Origin of the sequence: Sphingomonas sp. CROZ-RG-20F-R02-07, from assembly GCF_022662335.1 — a bacterium.
GTDB lineage: Bacteria > Pseudomonadota > Alphaproteobacteria > Sphingomonadales > Sphingomonadaceae > Sphingomonas.
The window spans coordinates 1-16,212 of sequence record NZ_JAKNQJ010000007.1 but is presented as its reverse complement, the minus strand read 5'-3'; the positions used below and the strand labels follow the sequence as shown (position 1 = coordinate 16,212).

The 16,212-nt window shown below is 69.5% G+C and carries 16 protein-coding genes; 9 read left to right on the top strand and 7 right to left on the bottom strand.

All coding sequences use genetic code 11. The features are described 5' to 3' along the window. Positions 1-127: 127 nt before the first annotated feature. The 6 genes from L8H00_RS11755 to L8H00_RS11730 are packed head-to-tail and all read right to left on the bottom strand — an operon-like array spanning position 128 to position 5,996. Positions 128-1,753: a hypothetical protein gene (locus L8H00_RS11755; RefSeq protein ID WP_242097534.1), complete on the bottom strand. Its 1,626-nt coding sequence runs from the start codon at positions 1,751-1,753 to the stop codon at positions 128-130. Then, complete coding sequence (locus L8H00_RS11750; RefSeq protein WP_242097533.1) at positions 1,753-2,742, bottom strand: Gfo/Idh/MocA family oxidoreductase; 990 nt, start codon at positions 2,740-2,742, stop codon at positions 1,753-1,755. Before L8H00_RS11750 ends, L8H00_RS11755 begins: the two co-directional genes overlap by 1 nt. Then, entirely contained in the window at positions 2,739-3,695 is a 957-nt protein-coding gene (locus L8H00_RS11745; protein WP_242097532.1) for a zinc-binding dehydrogenase, read from the bottom strand. Before L8H00_RS11745 ends, L8H00_RS11750 begins: the two co-directional genes overlap by 4 nt. Beyond that, entirely contained in the window at positions 3,695-4,621 is a 927-nt protein-coding gene (locus tag L8H00_RS11740; RefSeq protein ID WP_242097531.1) for a glycosyl hydrolase, read from the bottom strand. The genes L8H00_RS11745 and L8H00_RS11740 overlap by 1 nt, the downstream gene beginning before the upstream one ends. Continuing rightward, positions 4,618-5,400: a TIGR04290 family methyltransferase gene (locus tag L8H00_RS11735; RefSeq protein WP_242097530.1), complete on the bottom strand. Its 783-nt coding sequence runs from the start codon at positions 5,398-5,400 to the stop codon at positions 4,618-4,620. Before L8H00_RS11735 ends, L8H00_RS11740 begins: the two co-directional genes overlap by 4 nt. Further along, positions 5,397-5,996, bottom strand: a complete 600-nt coding sequence (locus L8H00_RS11730) for a histidine phosphatase family protein (RefSeq protein ID WP_242097529.1) — start codon at positions 5,994-5,996, stop codon at positions 5,397-5,399. The genes L8H00_RS11735 and L8H00_RS11730 overlap by 4 nt, the downstream gene beginning before the upstream one ends. Positions 5,997-6,207: 211 nt before the next feature. Between L8H00_RS11730 and L8H00_RS11725 the strand changes: the two genes are divergently transcribed. From L8H00_RS11725 to L8H00_RS11690, 8 genes are read left to right on the top strand one after another with little or no spacing between them, the layout of a single operon-like run. Further along, the gene (locus tag L8H00_RS11725) at positions 6,208-7,323 is read left to right on the top strand and encodes an SDR family NAD(P)-dependent oxidoreductase (RefSeq protein ID WP_242097528.1); all 1,116 of its coding nucleotides are present in this window, start codon (positions 6,208-6,210) and stop codon (positions 7,321-7,323) included. Next, entirely contained in the window at positions 7,320-8,390 is a 1,071-nt protein-coding gene (locus L8H00_RS11720) for an NAD-dependent epimerase/dehydratase family protein (RefSeq protein WP_242097527.1), read from the top strand. The genes L8H00_RS11725 and L8H00_RS11720 overlap by 4 nt, the downstream gene beginning before the upstream one ends. A gap of 23 nt (positions 8,391-8,413) precedes the next feature. Next, the gene (locus L8H00_RS11715) at positions 8,414-9,487 is read left to right on the top strand and encodes a glycosyltransferase family 4 protein (RefSeq protein WP_242097526.1); all 1,074 of its coding nucleotides are present in this window, start codon (positions 8,414-8,416) and stop codon (positions 9,485-9,487) included. Then, positions 9,484-10,593 carry a glycosyltransferase gene (locus L8H00_RS11710; protein ID WP_242097525.1) on the top strand — a complete coding sequence of 370 codons (1,110 nt, stop codon included), beginning with the start codon at positions 9,484-9,486 and terminating at the stop codon, positions 10,591-10,593. Before L8H00_RS11715 ends, L8H00_RS11710 begins: the two co-directional genes overlap by 4 nt. Next, complete coding sequence (locus L8H00_RS11705; protein WP_242097524.1) at positions 10,590-11,678, top strand: glycosyltransferase; 1,089 nt, start codon at positions 10,590-10,592, stop codon at positions 11,676-11,678. Before L8H00_RS11710 ends, L8H00_RS11705 begins: the two co-directional genes overlap by 4 nt. Next, positions 11,675-12,748, top strand: a complete 1,074-nt coding sequence (locus L8H00_RS11700; protein WP_242097523.1) for a glycosyltransferase — start codon at positions 11,675-11,677, stop codon at positions 12,746-12,748. The genes L8H00_RS11705 and L8H00_RS11700 overlap by 4 nt, the downstream gene beginning before the upstream one ends. Positions 12,749-12,762: 14 nt before the next feature. Continuing rightward, entirely contained in the window at positions 12,763-13,779 is a 1,017-nt protein-coding gene (locus L8H00_RS11695; protein ID WP_242097522.1) for a UDP-glucuronic acid decarboxylase family protein, read from the top strand. Beyond that, positions 13,776-14,786 (top strand): glycosyltransferase family 4 protein, encoded by a 1,011-nt coding sequence (locus L8H00_RS11690; protein ID WP_242097521.1) that lies wholly within the window; start codon positions 13,776-13,778, stop codon positions 14,784-14,786. The genes L8H00_RS11695 and L8H00_RS11690 overlap by 4 nt, the downstream gene beginning before the upstream one ends. A gap of 6 nt (positions 14,787-14,792) precedes the next feature. Here L8H00_RS11690 and L8H00_RS11685 read toward each other — a convergent pair whose 3' ends face one another. Further along, on the bottom strand, positions 14,793-15,056 hold the full coding sequence (locus L8H00_RS11685; protein ID WP_242097520.1) for a hypothetical protein: 264 nt from the start codon (positions 15,054-15,056) through the stop codon (positions 14,793-14,795). 50 nt (positions 15,057-15,106) lie between these two features. Between L8H00_RS11685 and L8H00_RS11680 the strand changes: the two genes are divergently transcribed. Then, complete coding sequence (locus tag L8H00_RS11680; RefSeq protein ID WP_242097519.1) at positions 15,107-16,081, top strand: flippase-like domain-containing protein; 975 nt, start codon at positions 15,107-15,109, stop codon at positions 16,079-16,081. The last annotated feature ends 131 nt before the right edge of the window (positions 16,082-16,212 follow it).

Below are 16,212 nucleotides of genomic sequence, written 5' to 3'. Positions count from 1 at the left end.
CTAACCCCGTTCGCCCTAAGCCTGTCGAAGGGCCTGTGCCACACACGAAGGTTCGCCTGTGGAGCGCGTGCTTGGACAGGCTCAGCACGAACGGAGTAGAAGAATGGATCGACTCACGTCGTTCGCTCTACCCCGCGACCAGCGCCGCCGCCTTCGCGGCATAGGAGTCGCTTTGTGCGGCGGCATCGGGGGCGTAGCGCCACCAGCCGCGCTGGAAGCCGAGATAGCAGGGCAGTAGACAGGCGACGAGCGCCTCGGCCTCGGGGCGATCGGGCATGACGGCGGCGATCAGTGTCGCGCGATCGAGCGACGGATATTCGGCGATCGCGCCCGCCAGGTCCCACGCAATATCCTGCGGCCCGACCAGATCATGCGCCTGCGAATGATCAATCGCGTCGGTCTTGCGCAGGCCGTCCGGCCCCGTGATCCATTCCCAGCGGTGAAGCCGCGCATCGCCGTGGACGGCGCGGACATGATGCTGGAGCGCGGTGGGGTCGACGCCGTCGAGTAGCGCGCCGATGCCGGCCACGTCCGCCAGATTGTGCCGTGCCACCGCCACCAGCGCCGCCAGCGATGCGCCGGGAGGGGCGGGAAACGCGGCTGCGCGAAACGCCAGATAGGCGGGCAGCGCGGCGATGATCGCCGCGTCGCCGGCCGGTGCGGCGCCGTCGATCCAGCGTTCGAGCAGGAAACCGTGGCGCAGCGCCAGCGGCTCGGCGGCGAAGCCGGCGGCGTGGAGCGCGCGGGCACGATCGAACTTGGCGGCGGCCTCGTCGTCCAGCCCGACGAACTTCAGCAGATAGTCGCCACGCGCGGTCGTCAGCCGATATTTGCGTGCCTCGCGGTTCGGATCGACCGGCGCGTCGCTGCCGGGCGCGCGCCAGCCACCGCCTGAGACGTCACGCAGCGGCGCGGGAGGCGCGCCCGTCACGTCCGCGAACCAGCCGGAAAGACGCGGCAGCACGACATCCTCGAACCGCGCCACGGGGGGGTCGGCGCCGTCCCACCGCGTCCGGTGCGCGGGCGAGGCCTGGGGCCCGAGCGGCCCGTCATGGCTCGGCAGGAAGCGGATATCCGTGACGCCGATGCCGGCCAGCCAATCCGCCGCGCCACCGAGCGAACTGCCAGACAGGCCCGGTCCTTCGTCCACCAGCACGAACGGCCGATCGCGCAGCGCGGTGAGCGTCGCGGCGAGCGCGGGGTCGATCGCCAGCGTGCGCGCGAACACGTCGCCCACCGGCCGTACCGTGCAGACGAACGCCGCGTTGCAGACCGTCGCGGCCAGCGCCGCGAGCCCGGTGCCGATGCTGCGCAGCCCGATCACCACCGCACCCTTGGGCAGCGCCGCTGCCGCGGCGAGGTAGAGCTCGGGATAGAGCGCGTAATAGGCATAGCCCTCGCACCGCCGGATCGTTACCCGATCGGGCAGCGCGTACGCGTCGAGCGTCGGCAGCGCGGGGCAGGGCTGGTCGGCATGGCCGCTCGACCAGGATCGCTCGATCGCCCGCGCCATCGCACGCAGCGCGTCCAGGCCGGCCGCGGCGAGCGGGCCGTGCGCGTCGGCGCCGGTGGTGGCGAAGGCGGCATCGGCGAGCCCCTGGACGACCCCCGACATCGCGACGAATAGCCGGACGAGTCGCTGGTGCCGCTCGATGGCCGCCTTTCCGCCGTGCAACGCCTGTCCGCGCGCGATGCAGGACGCCCATTCCGTGCGCGGATCGACCACGCGTTCATGGTCGCCATAGACGAGCATCAGCGCGCGGCGGCGTAGATCCGGTCGAGCACGCGCGACACCGCGACGACCGTCTCGCTGTCCGGATCGAAGCGTGGTGATTGCGCCAACCGCCTCGCCCAGGCCGCGGCGGCGCGACCGCCCCAGGCGTCGGGCGGCGTCGCCAGCGTCTCGCGCGTGGTGCCGGCGAAGCGTTCGGCGGTGAAATCGTAGAACGAGCCGCCGACGTTGCGAAGCGCCGCCCCGCCGTCGCGCCCGTAAAAGGCCGCCTCGATGACCGCATCCTGCCCGGCATGGAGCCGCCACGAACAGGCGAGCCGCACCACCGTGCCGGTCGCGAGCACGATGCTGGCAAGCGCGAAATCTTCGACCGCGACGCCCGTAAGCGGCCGGCCATCGGCGAAGAGCTGTGCGCAGACCGGCCCGTCGGCCGCGGGGAAGCCCAGCGTCCAGAGCGCGAGATCGACGAGATGGACGCCCAGATCCATCACGCACCCGCCGCCCGATTGCGCGCGATCGTAGAACCACGGCTTGTCAGGGCCGTAGGCGTTGTGGAACGTCAGATCGACCGCATGGATCGGCCCGAGCGTGCCATCCCGCACCAGTGCAGCGATCGCTTCCATCCCCGCGGTGTGGCGGTAGGAGAAATCGACGCCCAGCAACCGGTCCGCCGCTTTGGCCGCGGCGACGACGCGCGCGGCCTCGGCGGCGTCGCGGCCGAGCGGCTTTTGGCAGAACACGGCCACGCCCGCTTCGAAGGCCGCGGTCGCCTGATCGGCGTGGAGTGCGCTGGGGCTGGCGATCACGACGCCATCGACGCCGAGCGCGAGCATGGCGTCCAGCGACTCGACCGCCATCACGCCGGGGGCGAGCGCCTGCGCCTCGACGACCATCGCGGGCGCGGGATCGGCGACCGCGACCGCCTCGATCGCGCCGGTGTCGAGCATCGCCTGCATGCGGTGGCGGCCGATCCAGCCGACGCCGAGGAACCCCACCCGCGGCCGGCTCATGCGAACATCACCAGCGCCTTCACGAAGCCCTCGGGCTTGTCGCGCGTGGCGTCGATCGCATCGCCGAGCCGCTCGATAGGGTAACGGTGCGAGTAGAGCGGCGCGGGGTCGAGCCGCCCGCTCGCCACCGCCGCGACCGCCTCGCGCAGCCCGCGCAAATTCACTGCCGGATCGCGTTCGTGCGCGTTCACCACGTCGATGCCCTTCCAGTTCCAGTCCTGCATGTTGACCTGGCGGGGGCCATCCTGGTGATAGCCCGCCACGATCAGCTTGCCGCCGATGCCGACCAGCGCCGAGGCGAGGTCGAGCGGCCATTGCTTGCCCACCGCCTCGATCACGCGCGCGCACAGCGCGTCGCCGGTCAGCGCCTTCACCGCGTCGATGATCGCCCAGTGATCGTCCATCGGGATCGTCTCGGCCGCGCCGTAATGCCGTGCGAGCGCAAGCGATTCGGGGCGGCGCGAGATCGCGATCACCCGTGCGCCCGCCTCGGTCGCGAGCCGCGTCAGCACCGCGCCGAGAAAGCCGATGCCGACGATCGCCACCGTCTGCCCCGCCTGGATGTCGCTGCGGCGGAAGATGTTCATCGCGCAGCCGAGCGGTTCGCCGGGAAAGGGCTGGCCGGCGAGTTCGGGCGGCAGCGGCACGACCGCATCGGCATCGGCGACGTCATATTCGGCAAAGCTGTTGCCCGACAGCAGCGCGACCCGCTCGCCGACCGCGCGATCGGCGACGCCCGCGCCCACCGCGTCGATCACGCCCCAGCCTTCATGGCCGAGCCCGCCCGGCGCGCCGGGGAAGCTGGACCAGGGCTGGCCGGCATAGGGCTCGACGTTGGACGCGCACACGCCGCAGCCTTCGAGCTTCACCCGTACCTGCCCCGCGCCCGGCTCGGGCGTGGCGACATGTTCGATCGCGAGCGTGGCCGGGCCGGTGAGGATCGCCGCGCGCATCAGCCGGCCGCCTGTACGGAGAGGGTCTGGGCGGAGAGGGCGGGGGCGTAGCGGTCGATCATCCACGCGCAGAAATCGGCAAAGGCCTGCGGCTCGCGCGGCGGGCTCGTATGGTGCGGCGCGACGCCCAGATGCTCGGGCGTGAAGCAGAAGGTGACGGTCACGTCGAAATCGGTGAGCGCCTCCATCTGCCGGTCGAACCAGTCGGTCGCGTTCGGGCGGAAACTGTCGGCCCAGCTGAGGCCGGTGCGCAGCTTGCGCGTGCCGAGCCGCTTCATCCAGGCGACTGCCTCGTCCAGCCGCGGATCCTCGTAATGGAACCACTGCATCAGCCCCATCTCGCCCGCGACCTTCGCATAATCGTCGAGCGCGGGCTTGGGGGTGCCGTCCTCGCGGATCAGGCCCATGTAGAAATGCCGGTAGTAGGACGATCCCTCCGCCTCGCGGTGGCGCGTCGTCGCGCCCCAGCTTTGCGGCAGGTCGTAGAGCGAATACCAATAGACGCGCGGCACGCGGCCGAGCAGCAGCTCGGCGGTGCGCCGGATGCCGAACACCTGCACCTCTTCCGCGCCGAACGAGCCCACGCCCACCTCGGTGACCCAGACCGGCTTGTCCGTCACCGCCTCGATCTCGGCGACCTTGTCGGGCCAGGCGTGGATCGGCCACAGATTCCAGTCGAGCGGAAAGCCGTGCACCGCGACCGCGTCGACCGCGTCCAGCGCGCCGTGCCGTTCCAGCCGCTTCACCCATTCGGGGTCGATCGGTGACATGCCGCCCAGCACGCGCGTGATCGCGGGGTTGGCGGCATGGATCGCGCGGCCGGCGCGCACCACCGTGTCGGAAAAGATCGCCCAGTCGGGGTCGATCTCGGGGTCCCAATGCGATTTGTTGTTGGGCTCGTTCCAGATCATCGCGGCTTCGATCATGCGGCATCTCCACGGGCCGGGTACACCGCGGCCGGCCCGAACTCCACATAGGGAACGGGGGCGACGCGGCAGATATAGACTTCCTCTTCGGGATGGGCCTCGATCGCGAAGCCCGCCGCGCGCAGCATCGCCTCGCTGCCCGCGCGATTCGGCGCCCACCAGTTGGTCCAGTCATGCGCATATTCGCGCTCGATGAAGTGCATCCGCGGATAGGCCGGATCGTCGAAGATCGCGGGCGGCTTGAAGCTGCCGGGGGCGTGGAAGGGGTGGTCCTCGGGCACGTCGATCACGGCGTTGCTGCCGCGCTGCATCGTCTGGAACAACAGCATGTCGCCCACGACATGCTCGCGGATCAGGTCGAGCGCGAGCAACGGATGGCGCAAATGATAGAGCACGCCCATGAAGATCACGAGATCGAACCGCTCGCGAAGCGCCGCCACGTCATAGACCGAAAGCTTGGCGAACTCGATCCCCTCGAAGCCCAAAGCCGCGCTCGCCAGCCGCGCCTGTGCCAGATAGCGATCGTCGCTGTCGATCCCGAGCACGCGCGCGGCGCCGCGGCGCTTCATCTCGACCGAATAGAAGCCGGCGTTGCAGCCGATGTCGAGCACCGTCTTGCCGCTCATGTCCGCCGGGAGCGCATCGGCGAAGCGGCGGAACTTGGAGCGAGGATAATCGCCGAGGAAATGGTCGGGCGCGGTGGCGATGCCGTCGCCCAGATCGATATTGTGGAACCACGGCGCGAGTGCCGCGACCTTCGTGGCCAAATCGGTCGTCATCGATAACCCCCTTCGTTCAGGCTCAATAGCTGGCCACTGCCGTCGCCATCCATGGCGATACGCGTCACCGATGCCGGCTCCACCGCGAGGCGCAGCAGGCGATCGAGCGACAGGCCGAGCAGATGGCACACGATCGCACGGATCATGTCGCAATGCGTGACGATCGCGGTGCAGCCTAGCGGTTCGTGCGCGGCGATCGCCGCCAGGTGGTGGACGATCCGGACCTGCGCGTCCGCCATGCGCTCGCCGCCGGGCGCCGTGCCCGTGGCGCGCGCGCCGTTCCAGTCGTCCCATACGGGATCTCCGGCCAGCGACGCGAAGCTCCGCCCGGCCCAGTCGCCGAAATCGATCTCGTCGAGCGCGTCCTCGGTCGTGACGGTCAGGCCGTGCGGCACGGCGATCGCCTGCGCCGTCGCGACCGTGCGTTCGCGAGGGCTCGATCGCACCGCCGCCAGCGGTTCGGCGCGCAGCCGTTGTGTCAGGTCGTCCGCCTGCGCGCGGCCGGCCGCGCTCAGTTCGAGCCCCGGCAACCGACCGGACAGCCGCTGCCCCACGTCATTATGGGCCGCATGGCGGATCAACAGAAACGTCGCCACGCGGGCCAGGTCCTCCCTTGGGCAACCGCGAACCGGCGCCAGGGGCCATACACCCGACAACCCAGCTAAGTTCCTTGATGCAAATCAGTGCATGATGCTGGAATGTCTGGAACAAAGATGAACAAGATGCCGTTCGAAGGGTTCGTTCGTCGCAAACCAGAAAGCACGCCATTCGCATGATCTTGTCAACGCCCTTCGCGATCCGCGCCGCATGAGCGAAACGATCCTCATCACCGGCGGCGCCGGCTTCATCGGCCGGGCGGTGGGCAACGAACTGCTCGCGCGCGGCAACCGGGTACGGGTGCTCGACAGCCTGATCGAGCAGGTACACGGGGTCGTCGACGGCTCCAAGATGCTCGACGGCGAGATCGAGTTGATCCGCGGCGACGTGCGCGACGGCGATGCGGTGACGCGGGCACTCAAGGGCGTCGACAGCGTGGTGCATCTCGCCGCCGAGGTGGGCGTCGGCCAGTCGATGTACGAGGTGGAGCGTTACACCTCGACCAACGATGTCGGCACTGCGGTGCTGTTCGAAAAGCTGATCGACCATCCGGTGCGCCGCGTCGTCACCGCCTCGTCGATGAGTATCTATGGCGAGGGGCTCTACCGCGATGCCGATGGCGCGCTGGTCGAGGATGCGGAACGGCACGGGCTGAGGGACGGGCTGGCCAACTGGGAGCCGGTCGACGCGCAGGATCGCCCGCTGAGCCCGGTGCCGACGCCCGAATGGAAGCGGCCCAACCTGTCGTCGATCTATGCGCTCAACAAATATGTGCAGGAGCGCACCACGCATATCATGGCCGCGCCCTATGGCATGGAGGGCGTGTGCCTGCGGCTGTTCAACGTGTATGGACCGGGGCAGGCGCTTTCCAATCCCTATACCGGCGTGCTGGCGATCTTCGCCTCGCGGCTGCTCAACGGCCAGCAGCCGATGATCTTCGAAGATGGCGAGCAGCGCCGCGATTTCGTCCACGTGTCGGATGTGGCGCGGGCGTTCGCCGATGCGCTGGTACTGCCGCAGGCGAAGGGCGGCACGTTCAACATCGGATCGGGCCGCGACCGTTCGGTGAGCGAGGTGGCCACCGAATTGGCGAAGGCCATGGGCAAGAACGACTTGACCCCGATCATCGTCGGCAAGGCGCGGGTGGGCGACATCCGGCATTGCTTCTGCGACACGCGGCTGTCCGCCGAACGGCTCGATTTCCAGGCGCGTGCCGATTTCGGCGAAGGTCTGGCCGAACTCGCCGAATGGGTGGCGCAGCAGACCGCGCACGACCGCGTCGACCAGATGCGCGCCGAGCTTGAAGCCAAGGGGCTGGTCGCTTGATCGACCCGCGGCCGATCCTCGTCACCGGCGGCGCCGGCTTCATCGGATCGAACCTCGCCGATCGCCTGGCCGGCGAGGGCTATCGGGTGCGTGTCTATGACGTGCTGGCGCGCGCCGGCGTGGACGCCAACCTCGTCTGGCTGAAGGCCCGTTACGGCGACCGGATCGAGGCGGTGATCGCCGATATCCGCGATGCGGATGCGCTGGCCCGCGCGGCATCGGACGTGCAGGCGGTGTTCCACCTCGCCGCGCAAGTGGCGGTGACGACGAGCATGGTGGATCCGCGCGCCGATTTCGAGATCAACATCCTCGGCACGCTCAACCTGCTGGAGGCGCTGCGCGCGCGCGGCGAGCGGGTGCCTTTGATCTTCGCCTCGACCAACAAGGTCTATGGCGACCTGATCGACCTCGAATTCGACACCGGCGATCACGGCTATGTCCCGCGCGATCCCGCAATCCGCGATCACGGCATCGGCGAGGCGCGGCCGCTCGATTTCCACACGCCCTATGGCGTGTCGAAGGGCGCGGCGGACCAATATGTGCTCGATTACGCGCGCAGCTTCGGCGTTCCGGCGGCGGTGCTGCGGATGAGCTGCATCTATGGTCAGCGCCAGATGGGCACCGAGGATCAGGGCTGGGTGGCGCATTTCCTGATCCGCGCGCTCGAAGGCAAGCCGATCACGCTCTATGGCGACGGGCAGCAGGTGCGCGATATCCTCGACGTGTCCAACGCGGTCGACGCCTATGTCCGGGCATGGCGGCGCATCGATGCGGTGGAGGGCCAGGCGTTCAACCTCGGTGGCGGCCCCGCCAATGCGGTGAGCCTGCGCCAGTTGCTCGGCCATATCGGCGATCTGATCGGCCGCGAGGTGGAGATCGCCACGTCCGACTGGCGCGCGGGCGACCAGCGCTATTTCGTCGCCGACACGCGCAAGGCCGAAGCCGCGCTGGGCCTCGCGCCCAAGGTGGCGTGGACCGACGGCGTGGCCAACCTCGCGCGCTGGCTCGCGACCGAGCGCCAGCTCAACCTCCCGGTGGGGCAGGCCATGGAAACCTCCGCCTCGTGAAAGGTGCCGTCACCCGATTGTTGATGACCACCGACACGATCGGCGGCGTGTGGCAATATTCGCTCGATCTGGCGGATGGGCTGCGGCGCCACGGGATCGAGACCCTGCTGGCGATCACCGGCCCCGCGCCCGATGCGGGCCAGCGGGCCGAGGCCGAAGCGGTGGCGACGTTGGTCGATGCCGAACTGCCGCTCGACTGGCTGTGCGACGCGCCCGCGCCCGTGCTCGCGGCGGGCGAGCGGCTGGCGGCGCTGGCTGCCAGGCTTCGGGTCGATTGCGTCCAGCTCAACATGCCGACGCTCGGCGCGCGGACGCGGTTCGGCGTGCCGGTCGTCGCGGTGACTCATGGTTGCGTCGCCACTTGGTGGGAGGCGGCGCGGCAGGAACCGCTCGGCGCCGATTATCGCTGGCAGCGCGCGCTGATGCGCGAGGGACTGCAGGCGGCGGACGCCGTCGTGGCGCCCAGCATCGCCTATGCCGCGACGGTCGCGCGGCATTACGGCCTGCGCCGGCTGCCGGTCGCGGTGCACAATGGCCGCCGGCCGCTGGGCGCGGCGGGGGAGGGGCCGTCCGCGCCGCACGCCTTTACCGCAGGGCGTTTGTGGGACGGGGTGAAGAACACCGGCCTGCTCGACCGCGTCGCCGGCGCGATCGCGGCGCCGTTCCGCGCCGCCGGGCCGGTGACGGGGCCGCATGGCGAGACGGTGACGATCGATCATCTGGTCGCGCTTGGCCGCCTCGACGCGGCGACCCTGGCGGGCGAGCTGGCGCAGCGGCCGGTCTTCGTGTCGGCGGCGACGTTCGAGCCTTTCGGGCTGGCGGTGCTGGAAGCGGCGGCGATGGGCTGCGCGCTGGTGCTGTCGGACATCGGCACGTTCCGCGAGCTCTGGAGCGATGCGGCGCTGTTCGTCGCTGCGGACGATGCGGAGGGCTACGCGACCGCGATCCGCCGCGTGCTGCACGACGCGCTGTTGCGCCGCGATCTGGAGCAGGCCGCCGCCGAGCGTGCGCGCTTGTACATCCCGGCGGCGATGGCGGCGAGCATGGCGGGGCTCTACGAGAGCCTGGCCGATGCGCGGCGCAGGGCGGCGGCATGAGGATCGCCTATCTCACCCATTCGCTGCGCTCGTGCTGGAATCACGGCAACGCGCATTTCCTGCGCGGCGTGCTGCGCGAACTGATCGCGCGCGGCCACGACGTGTGCGCGTTCGAACCCGAGGGGTCGTGGAGCCTCACCAACCTGATCGCGGATGCGGGCGATGCCGGGCTGGAGCCGTTCCGCCGCCATTATCCCGAGCTGCAACCGATCGTCTTCGATCCCGCTGCGCCGCACGACGCGCTCGTCGACGGAGCGGACGTGGTGATCGTCCATGAGTGGAACGACCCTGCGCTCGTCGCCGCGATCGGCGCGCTACGCGCTGCGGGTGGCCGGTTCACGCTGCTGTTCCACGATACGCACCACCGGGCGGTGAGCGATCCCGACGCGATTCGGGCCTTCGATCTGTCGGGCTATGACGGTGTGCTGGCGTTCGGCGACACGCTTTCGGCGGTGTATCGCCGCTGGGGCTGGGGCGACCGGGTGTGGACCTGGCACGAGGCCGCCGACACCCGCCTGTTCCACCCGCCCGCCGAGGAGGGCGCGCGCGACGGGCTGGTCTGGATCGGCAATTGGGGCGATGGCGAGCGGACGGCGGAGCTGGAGGAATATCTCTTCGCCCCCGCCGCGACGCTCGGGCTGCCGCTCGACATCTACGGCGTCCGCTATCCCGACGAAGCGCGCGCGATGCTGGCGCGGCATGGCGCGCATTATCATGGCTGGGCGCCCAATGCCGAGGCGCCTGCGATCTTCGCGCGGCATTTCGCGACCGTCCATGTGCCGCGGCGTTATTATTCCACGATCCTGCCGGGCATCCCGACGATCCGGATGTTCGAGGCGCTCGCCTGCGGTATCCCGCTGGTGTCCGCGCCCTGGGAGGACAGCGAGGGGCTGTTCCGCGACGGGCAGGATTATCTGCGCGCCGCCGATGGTTGCGAGATGACGACCCAGTTGCGGACGCTCGCCGAAGATGGGGCGCTCCGTGCCGCGATCGTGGCGTCCGGCCTCGAGACGATCCGCACGCGGCATAGCTGCGCCCACCGCGTCGACGAATTGCTGGCGATCCTCGCCACGCTCGGCGCGAGCCCGAAAGAGACCCGCCCATGAAGATCGCCTTTTACGGCTCCAGCCTGGTGTCGTCCTACTGGAACGGCGCCGCGACCTATTATCGCGGCATCCTGCGCGATCTGGCCGCGCGCGGCTATGCCATCACCTTCTACGAGCCCGATGCGTTCGATCGTCAGCAGCACCGTGACATCGATCCGCCTGAATGGGCACGCTCCGTGGTGTATCCCGCCACCGAAGCGGGGCTGCGCGGCGTGCTGGCGGAGGCGGGCGCGGCCGACATCGTCGTGAAGGCGAACGGCGTCGGCGTGTTCGATACCGAATTGCTCGAAGGCGTGGTGCGCCAGAGCGCGCCGCACGCGCTGCGCATCTTCTGGGACGTCGATGCCGCGGCCACGCTGGACGAGATGCGCGCCAATTCCGATCATCCGGTGCTGAAGGCGCTGCCCGATCTCGACATGGTGCTCACCTATGGCGGCGGCCCGCCGGTGATCGACGCCTATCGCAGCTTCGGCGCGGCGGAGTGCGTGCCGGTGTACAATGCGCTCGATCCGACGACGCACCACCCGGTCGCGCCCGATCCGCGCTTCGCCTGCGATCTCGCCTTCCTCGGCAACCGCCTGCCCGACCGAGAGGCGCGCGTGGAGGAATTCTTCCTGCGGCCCGCGGCATCGCTGCCGGGGCAGGATTTCCTGATCGGCGGCAATGGCTGGGACGGCAAGGCGATGCCCGCCAATGTCCGCCACCGCGGCCATGTGTACACCGCCGAGCACAACGCGTTCAACTCCACCCCGCGCGCGGTGTTGAACGTCGCGCGCGATTCGATGGCGCATGTCGGCTTTTCCCCCGCGACGCGCGTGTTCGAGGCCGCGGGTGCCGCCGCCTGCCTCATCACCGACGCATGGGAGGGGATCGAGCAGTTCCTCCAGCCCGACCACGAGGTGCTGGTCGCGCGCGACGGGCAGGACGTGGCTGAGCATCTGACCGCGCTCACCCCCGAACGCGCAAGGGCGATCGGCGATGCCGCGATGAAACGCGTGCTGGCCGAGCACACCTATGCGCTGCGCGGTGCGCAGGTCGATGCGCTCTTCCGCGAACATGCCGCGCGCGCGGTGGAGGCGGCATGAGGCTCGTCGTCCTGGGCCTCAGCCTGTCCTCTTCCTGGGGCAACGGCCATGCGACCACCTTCCGCGCGCTGCTGAAGGCGTTCGCCGCGCGCGGGCACGACATCCTGTTCCTCGAACGCGACGTGGCCTGGTATCGCGACCAGCGCGACGTGACCGATCCCGATTATTGCCGGCTGCGCTTCTACGACGATATCGACGATCTGGCGCGCTTCACGCCCGAGATCGCCGAAGCCGATGCGGTGATCGTCGGCTCCTATGTGCCGCAGGGCGTCGCCGTCTCGCATTTCGTGCAGGCGACAGCGGGCGGCGTGAAGGCGTTCTACGACATCGACACGCCGGTGACGCTCGCCAAGCTGGAACGCGGCGATTTCGAATATCTCGACCCCGCCGTGATTCCCGGCTATGACCTCTATCTGTCGTTTACCGGCGGCCCGACGCTGGAACGGATCGAGCGGATCTACGCCGCGCCGGCAGCCCGCGCGCTCTATTGCTCGGTCGACCCTGCGCTCTATGCGCCCAGCGGCGCGGCCAAGCGCTGGGATCTCTCCTATCTCGGCACCTACAGCGCGGATCGCCAGCCCACGCTCGACCGGCTGCTGCTGGCACCGGCGCGCGCGCGGCCCGATCTGCGCTTCGTCGTGGCGGGCCCGCAATATCCCGACACGATCGACTGGCCCGCCAATGTCGAGCGGATCGCGCATCTGCCGCCGGCGGCGCATGCCGATTTCTATTCCGCCTCGCGCTTCACGCTGAACGTCACCCGCGCGGACATGATCGCGGCGGGCTGGTCGCCCTCGGTCCGGCTGTTCGAGGCCGCCGCCTGCGCCACGCCGATCATCTCCGATCTCTGGGAAGGGCTCGACATGCTGTTCGCGTTCGGCCGCGAGATCGTGCCCGCGTGCACCACCGACGACGTGCTGGCGGCGCTCGACGGCGCGGATGCCGATTCGATCGGCCGTGCGGCGCAGGCGCGCGCGCTCGACCACCACACCGCCGCGCACCGCGCGGCCGAACTCGAGACGTATCTTCAGGCGGTCGCGCAGGCGCGTGCCCTGGCGGACGTCGCATGACCTTGGAGACGATGATGACCCCAGCCGATGGCGACCTGATCCTCGTGGCCGGTGGGGCGGGCTTCATCGGCTCGCATCTGTGCCGCCGCCTGCTCGACGAAGGGCACCGCGTGCTCTGCATCGACAATCTGCAGACGTCGCGCGAATCGAACCTCGCGCCGCTGGAGGATCATCCCGGCTTCACCTTCGTCCGCACCGACATCGTCGAGCCCCTGCCCGAGGCGGTGCTGGCGCAGGCCGGGCGGATCACCCGCATCTACAATCTCGCCTGCGCCGCTTCGCCGCCGCAATATCAGGCCGATCCCGAGCATACCATGCTCACCAACGTGGTCGGCACCAATCGGCTGCTGCGGCTGGCCGAACAGGCGGGTGCGCGTTTCCTGCTCACCTCGACGAGCGAGGTCTATGGCGATCCCGAGGTTCATCCGCAGACCGAGGATTATCGTGGGTTCGTCAACTGCACGGGGCCGCGCGCCTGTTACGACGAAGGCAAGCGTGCTGCCGAGACGCTCAGCTTCGATTATGCGCGCGCCGGTCGCGCCGCGGTGCGCGTCGCGCGGATCTTCAACACCTATGGGCCGCAGATGCACCCCGATGACGGGCGCGTGGTGTCCAATCTGATCTGCCAGGCGCTTTCGGACCGGCCGATCACCATCTATGGCGACGGCAGCCAGACGCGGAGCTTTTGCTACGTCTCCGATCTGGTCGACGGGCTGATGCGGTTGATGGAATCAGAGATTGACGGGCTGGAGCCGGTCAATCTGGGCAATCCAGTGGAGCTGACGGTACGCGATCTGGCCGATCGCGTCGTGGCGCTGACGGGCAGCACCAACGACGTCGTCTATCGCCCGTTGCCCCAGGACGATCCGCGCCGCCGCAAGCCCGATATCGCGCGCGCGCAGGCGGTGCTCGGCTGGCAGCCGCGCGTGCCGATCGAGGAGGGGCTGGTGCAGACCTGCGCCTGGTTCGCCGACGAGCTGAAGCGCGAGACGCCGGTGTGGCGGCCCGAGCCGGAACGCGACGCCGCATGAAGGTCGCGATGCTGGCGCCGATCGCGTGGCGCACCCCGCCGCGCCATTATGGGCCGTGGGAGCTGACGACCAGCCTCTTGACCGAAGCGCTCGTCGCGCGCGGCGTGGAGGTCACGCTGTTCGCCACGCAGGACAGTCTCACGAGCGCCACACTGGCGGGCCCGGTGCCCGCACCCTATGAGGAAGATCCGGCGATCGACGCCAAGGTGTGGGAGATGCGCCACGTCGCTCATGTCTTCGAACGCGCGGCCGAATTCGATCTGATCCACAACCAGGCCGATTTCGTGCCGCTCGGCTTCAGCCGGCTGGTGAGGACGCCGGTCGTGACCACGATCCACGGTTTCTCGTCCGATCGCATCCTGCCGATGTACGGCGAATATCAGCATGACGTGGCCTATGTCGCGATCAGCGCGGCGGACCGGCATCCGGCGCTGCGCTATGCCGCGACGATCCATCACGGCATCCGCGTGGACGATTTCGCCTTCGATGCGCAGGGCAGCGACGACCTGCTGTTCTTCGGCCGCTTCCACCCCGACAAGGGCCCCGAACAGGCGATCGCCGCGGCCGCCGCCAGCGGGCGGCGCCTGCGAATGGCGGGGATCGTGCAGGATCGCGGCTTTTTCGAACGCGCGGTGGAGCCGGCGATCGACGGCGACCGGGTCATGTATCTGGGCGCGGTCGGCGGCGAGGAGCGGGTGCGCACCCTGGGTGCGGCGCGCGCGCTGCTCCACCTGATCGCGTTCGACGAACCCTTCGGCCTCTCGGTGGTCGAGGCGTTCGCCTGCGGCACGCCGGTGATCGCCAACCGCCGCGGGTCGATGTCCGAGCTGATCGACCACGGCGTCACCGGCTTCCTGGTGGACAGCCCCCAGGAGGCGGTGGAGGCGATCGCGCGGGTCGACTCGATCGACCGTGCCGCCTGCCGCCGCGCCGCGATCGAGCGTTTCTCGGTCGATCGCATGGCGGACGAATATCTGGCGCTCTACCGGCAGATCCTCGGCGGCTGAACGCGCTCAGTCGTCGTCCGTGCCGGCCGCGGCCATCGCCATGAAGTTGCGCGCGGCATCGCGGTCGGCGGCATGTGCGAACGCCACATCGAGCGCGGGCGCGACGCCCAGCAGGTGCATCAGCGACCACAAGGCGAAGCGCCGCCCGCGATCGCGCTCCAGCCCGAACTCGACGCGCAGCCGATCCACGCCCGCCTCATAGGCACCGGCGCCCAGCGCGCCGAGATCGGCCTGGCCGAAATAGCGGACGAGGAGCGTGTCGAAATCCATCGCGCCGCCTATAGGCCGGCGATGCACCATCACCAACCGCGCACGCCGGCATGAACCGCACCGCGACCGTCGCGATCGTCATCGGGCTCGCGCTGGCCGCGACGTTGCTCGCCACCAACGATCTGGGCGCGATCTGGGCGGCGCTGAAGGGCGCGGGGTGGGGCATCCTGATCGTGATCGCGCTGCACGTGCCGCAGACCGTCTTCTCCGCGCTCGGCTGGCGGCCGCTGATCGCGGGGCAATCGCGGTTCGGGACGCTGTATCTGCTGCGTTGGGTGCGCGAATCGGTCAATTCGCTCCTCCCCGTCGCACAGATCGGCGGCGATCTGGCGCGTGCGCGGCTGCTCGGGCAGCGTGGCGTGGCGCTGAAGGACGCGGTCGCCTCGTGCATGGTCGATCTGTCGCTGGAGACGGTGGCGCAGGCGCTCTTCACACTGATGGGCGCCGCGCTGCTGCTGGGCGGCGCGCATGATGCGCATGCGCTGGAGATAGGCTTCGGCATGGTGGCGGGGATGGCGGCGATCGCGATCGGTTTCGTCGTCGCGCAGCGCTTCGGGCTGTTCAAGCTGGTCGAGCGGCTCGTCGGGCGCTGGTCGGAGAAGCATGGCGGGCAGATCGGCGATCTCACCGGGCTGAACGATGCGGTGGTGGGGCTGTACCGGCAGTCGCGGCGGCTCGGCTGGTCGACATTGTTCCACCTCGGATCGTGGATCGCGGGCATCCTCGAAACCTATGCGGCGCTGCGCATCCTCGGTCTCCACCCGGGCTGGCGCGAGGCGGCGATCATCGAATCGCTGGGGCAGGCGGTGCGCGCGGCGGGGTTCCTGATCCCCGGCGCGCTCGGCGTTCAGGAGGGCGGGCTGGTGCTGATCGGGGGAATTTTCGGGATCGTGCCGGGCACCGCGCTCGCGCTGTCGCTCATCCGCCGCATCCGCGAGCTCGCGCTCGGCCTGCCGGGGCTGGCGGTCTGGCAGCGGATGGAGAAGGCGTCCGCCAAGGATGAAGGTTCGATGACAAGCGCATAACACCGGGATGGTTCCGGCTTGTGTTCGCGCATCCGGCGCTTAGGAAGCGGGGCAGGAGTTCGTTTATGCCGCCATCCACCCCCCTACTCGACACGATTCCGACGCCGTTGGAGCTTCGGGCTTTGGAGCCC

Excerpts from the sequence above, each read along its gene's own strand:
- L8H00_RS11715 (WP_242097526.1), top strand. The coding sequence starts at position 8,414 with ATGACCACCGACACGATCGGCGGCGTGTGGCAATATTCGCTCGATCTG.
- L8H00_RS11725 (WP_242097528.1), top strand. The coding sequence starts at position 6,208 with ATGAGCGAAACGATCCTCATCACCGGCGGCGCCGGCTTCATCGGCCGG.
- L8H00_RS11685 (WP_242097520.1), bottom strand. The coding sequence starts at position 15,056 with ATGGATTTCGACACGCTCCTCGTCCGCTATTTCGGCCAGGCCGATCTC.
- L8H00_RS11735 (WP_242097530.1), bottom strand. The coding sequence starts at position 5,400 with ATGACGACCGATTTGGCCACGAAGGTCGCGGCACTCGCGCCGTGGTTC.
- L8H00_RS11710 (WP_242097525.1), top strand. The coding sequence starts at position 9,484 with ATGAGGATCGCCTATCTCACCCATTCGCTGCGCTCGTGCTGGAATCAC.
- L8H00_RS11745 (WP_242097532.1), bottom strand. The coding sequence starts at position 3,695 with ATGCGCGCGGCGATCCTCACCGGCCCGGCCACGCTCGCGATCGAACAT.
- L8H00_RS11740 (WP_242097531.1), bottom strand. The coding sequence starts at position 4,621 with ATGATCGAAGCCGCGATGATCTGGAACGAGCCCAACAACAAATCGCAT.
- L8H00_RS11705 (WP_242097524.1), top strand. The coding sequence starts at position 10,590 with ATGAAGATCGCCTTTTACGGCTCCAGCCTGGTGTCGTCCTACTGGAAC.
- L8H00_RS11680 (WP_242097519.1), top strand. The coding sequence starts at position 15,107 with ATGAACCGCACCGCGACCGTCGCGATCGTCATCGGGCTCGCGCTGGCC.
- L8H00_RS11700 (WP_242097523.1), top strand. The coding sequence starts at position 11,675 with ATGAGGCTCGTCGTCCTGGGCCTCAGCCTGTCCTCTTCCTGGGGCAAC.
- L8H00_RS11695 (WP_242097522.1), top strand. The coding sequence starts at position 12,763 with ATGACCCCAGCCGATGGCGACCTGATCCTCGTGGCCGGTGGGGCGGGC.
- L8H00_RS11690 (WP_242097521.1), top strand. The coding sequence starts at position 13,776 with ATGAAGGTCGCGATGCTGGCGCCGATCGCGTGGCGCACCCCGCCGCGC.
- L8H00_RS11755 (WP_242097534.1), bottom strand. The coding sequence starts at position 1,753 with ATGCTCGTCTATGGCGACCATGAACGCGTGGTCGATCCGCGCACGGAA.
- L8H00_RS11750 (WP_242097533.1), bottom strand. The coding sequence starts at position 2,742 with ATGAGCCGGCCGCGGGTGGGGTTCCTCGGCGTCGGCTGGATCGGCCGC.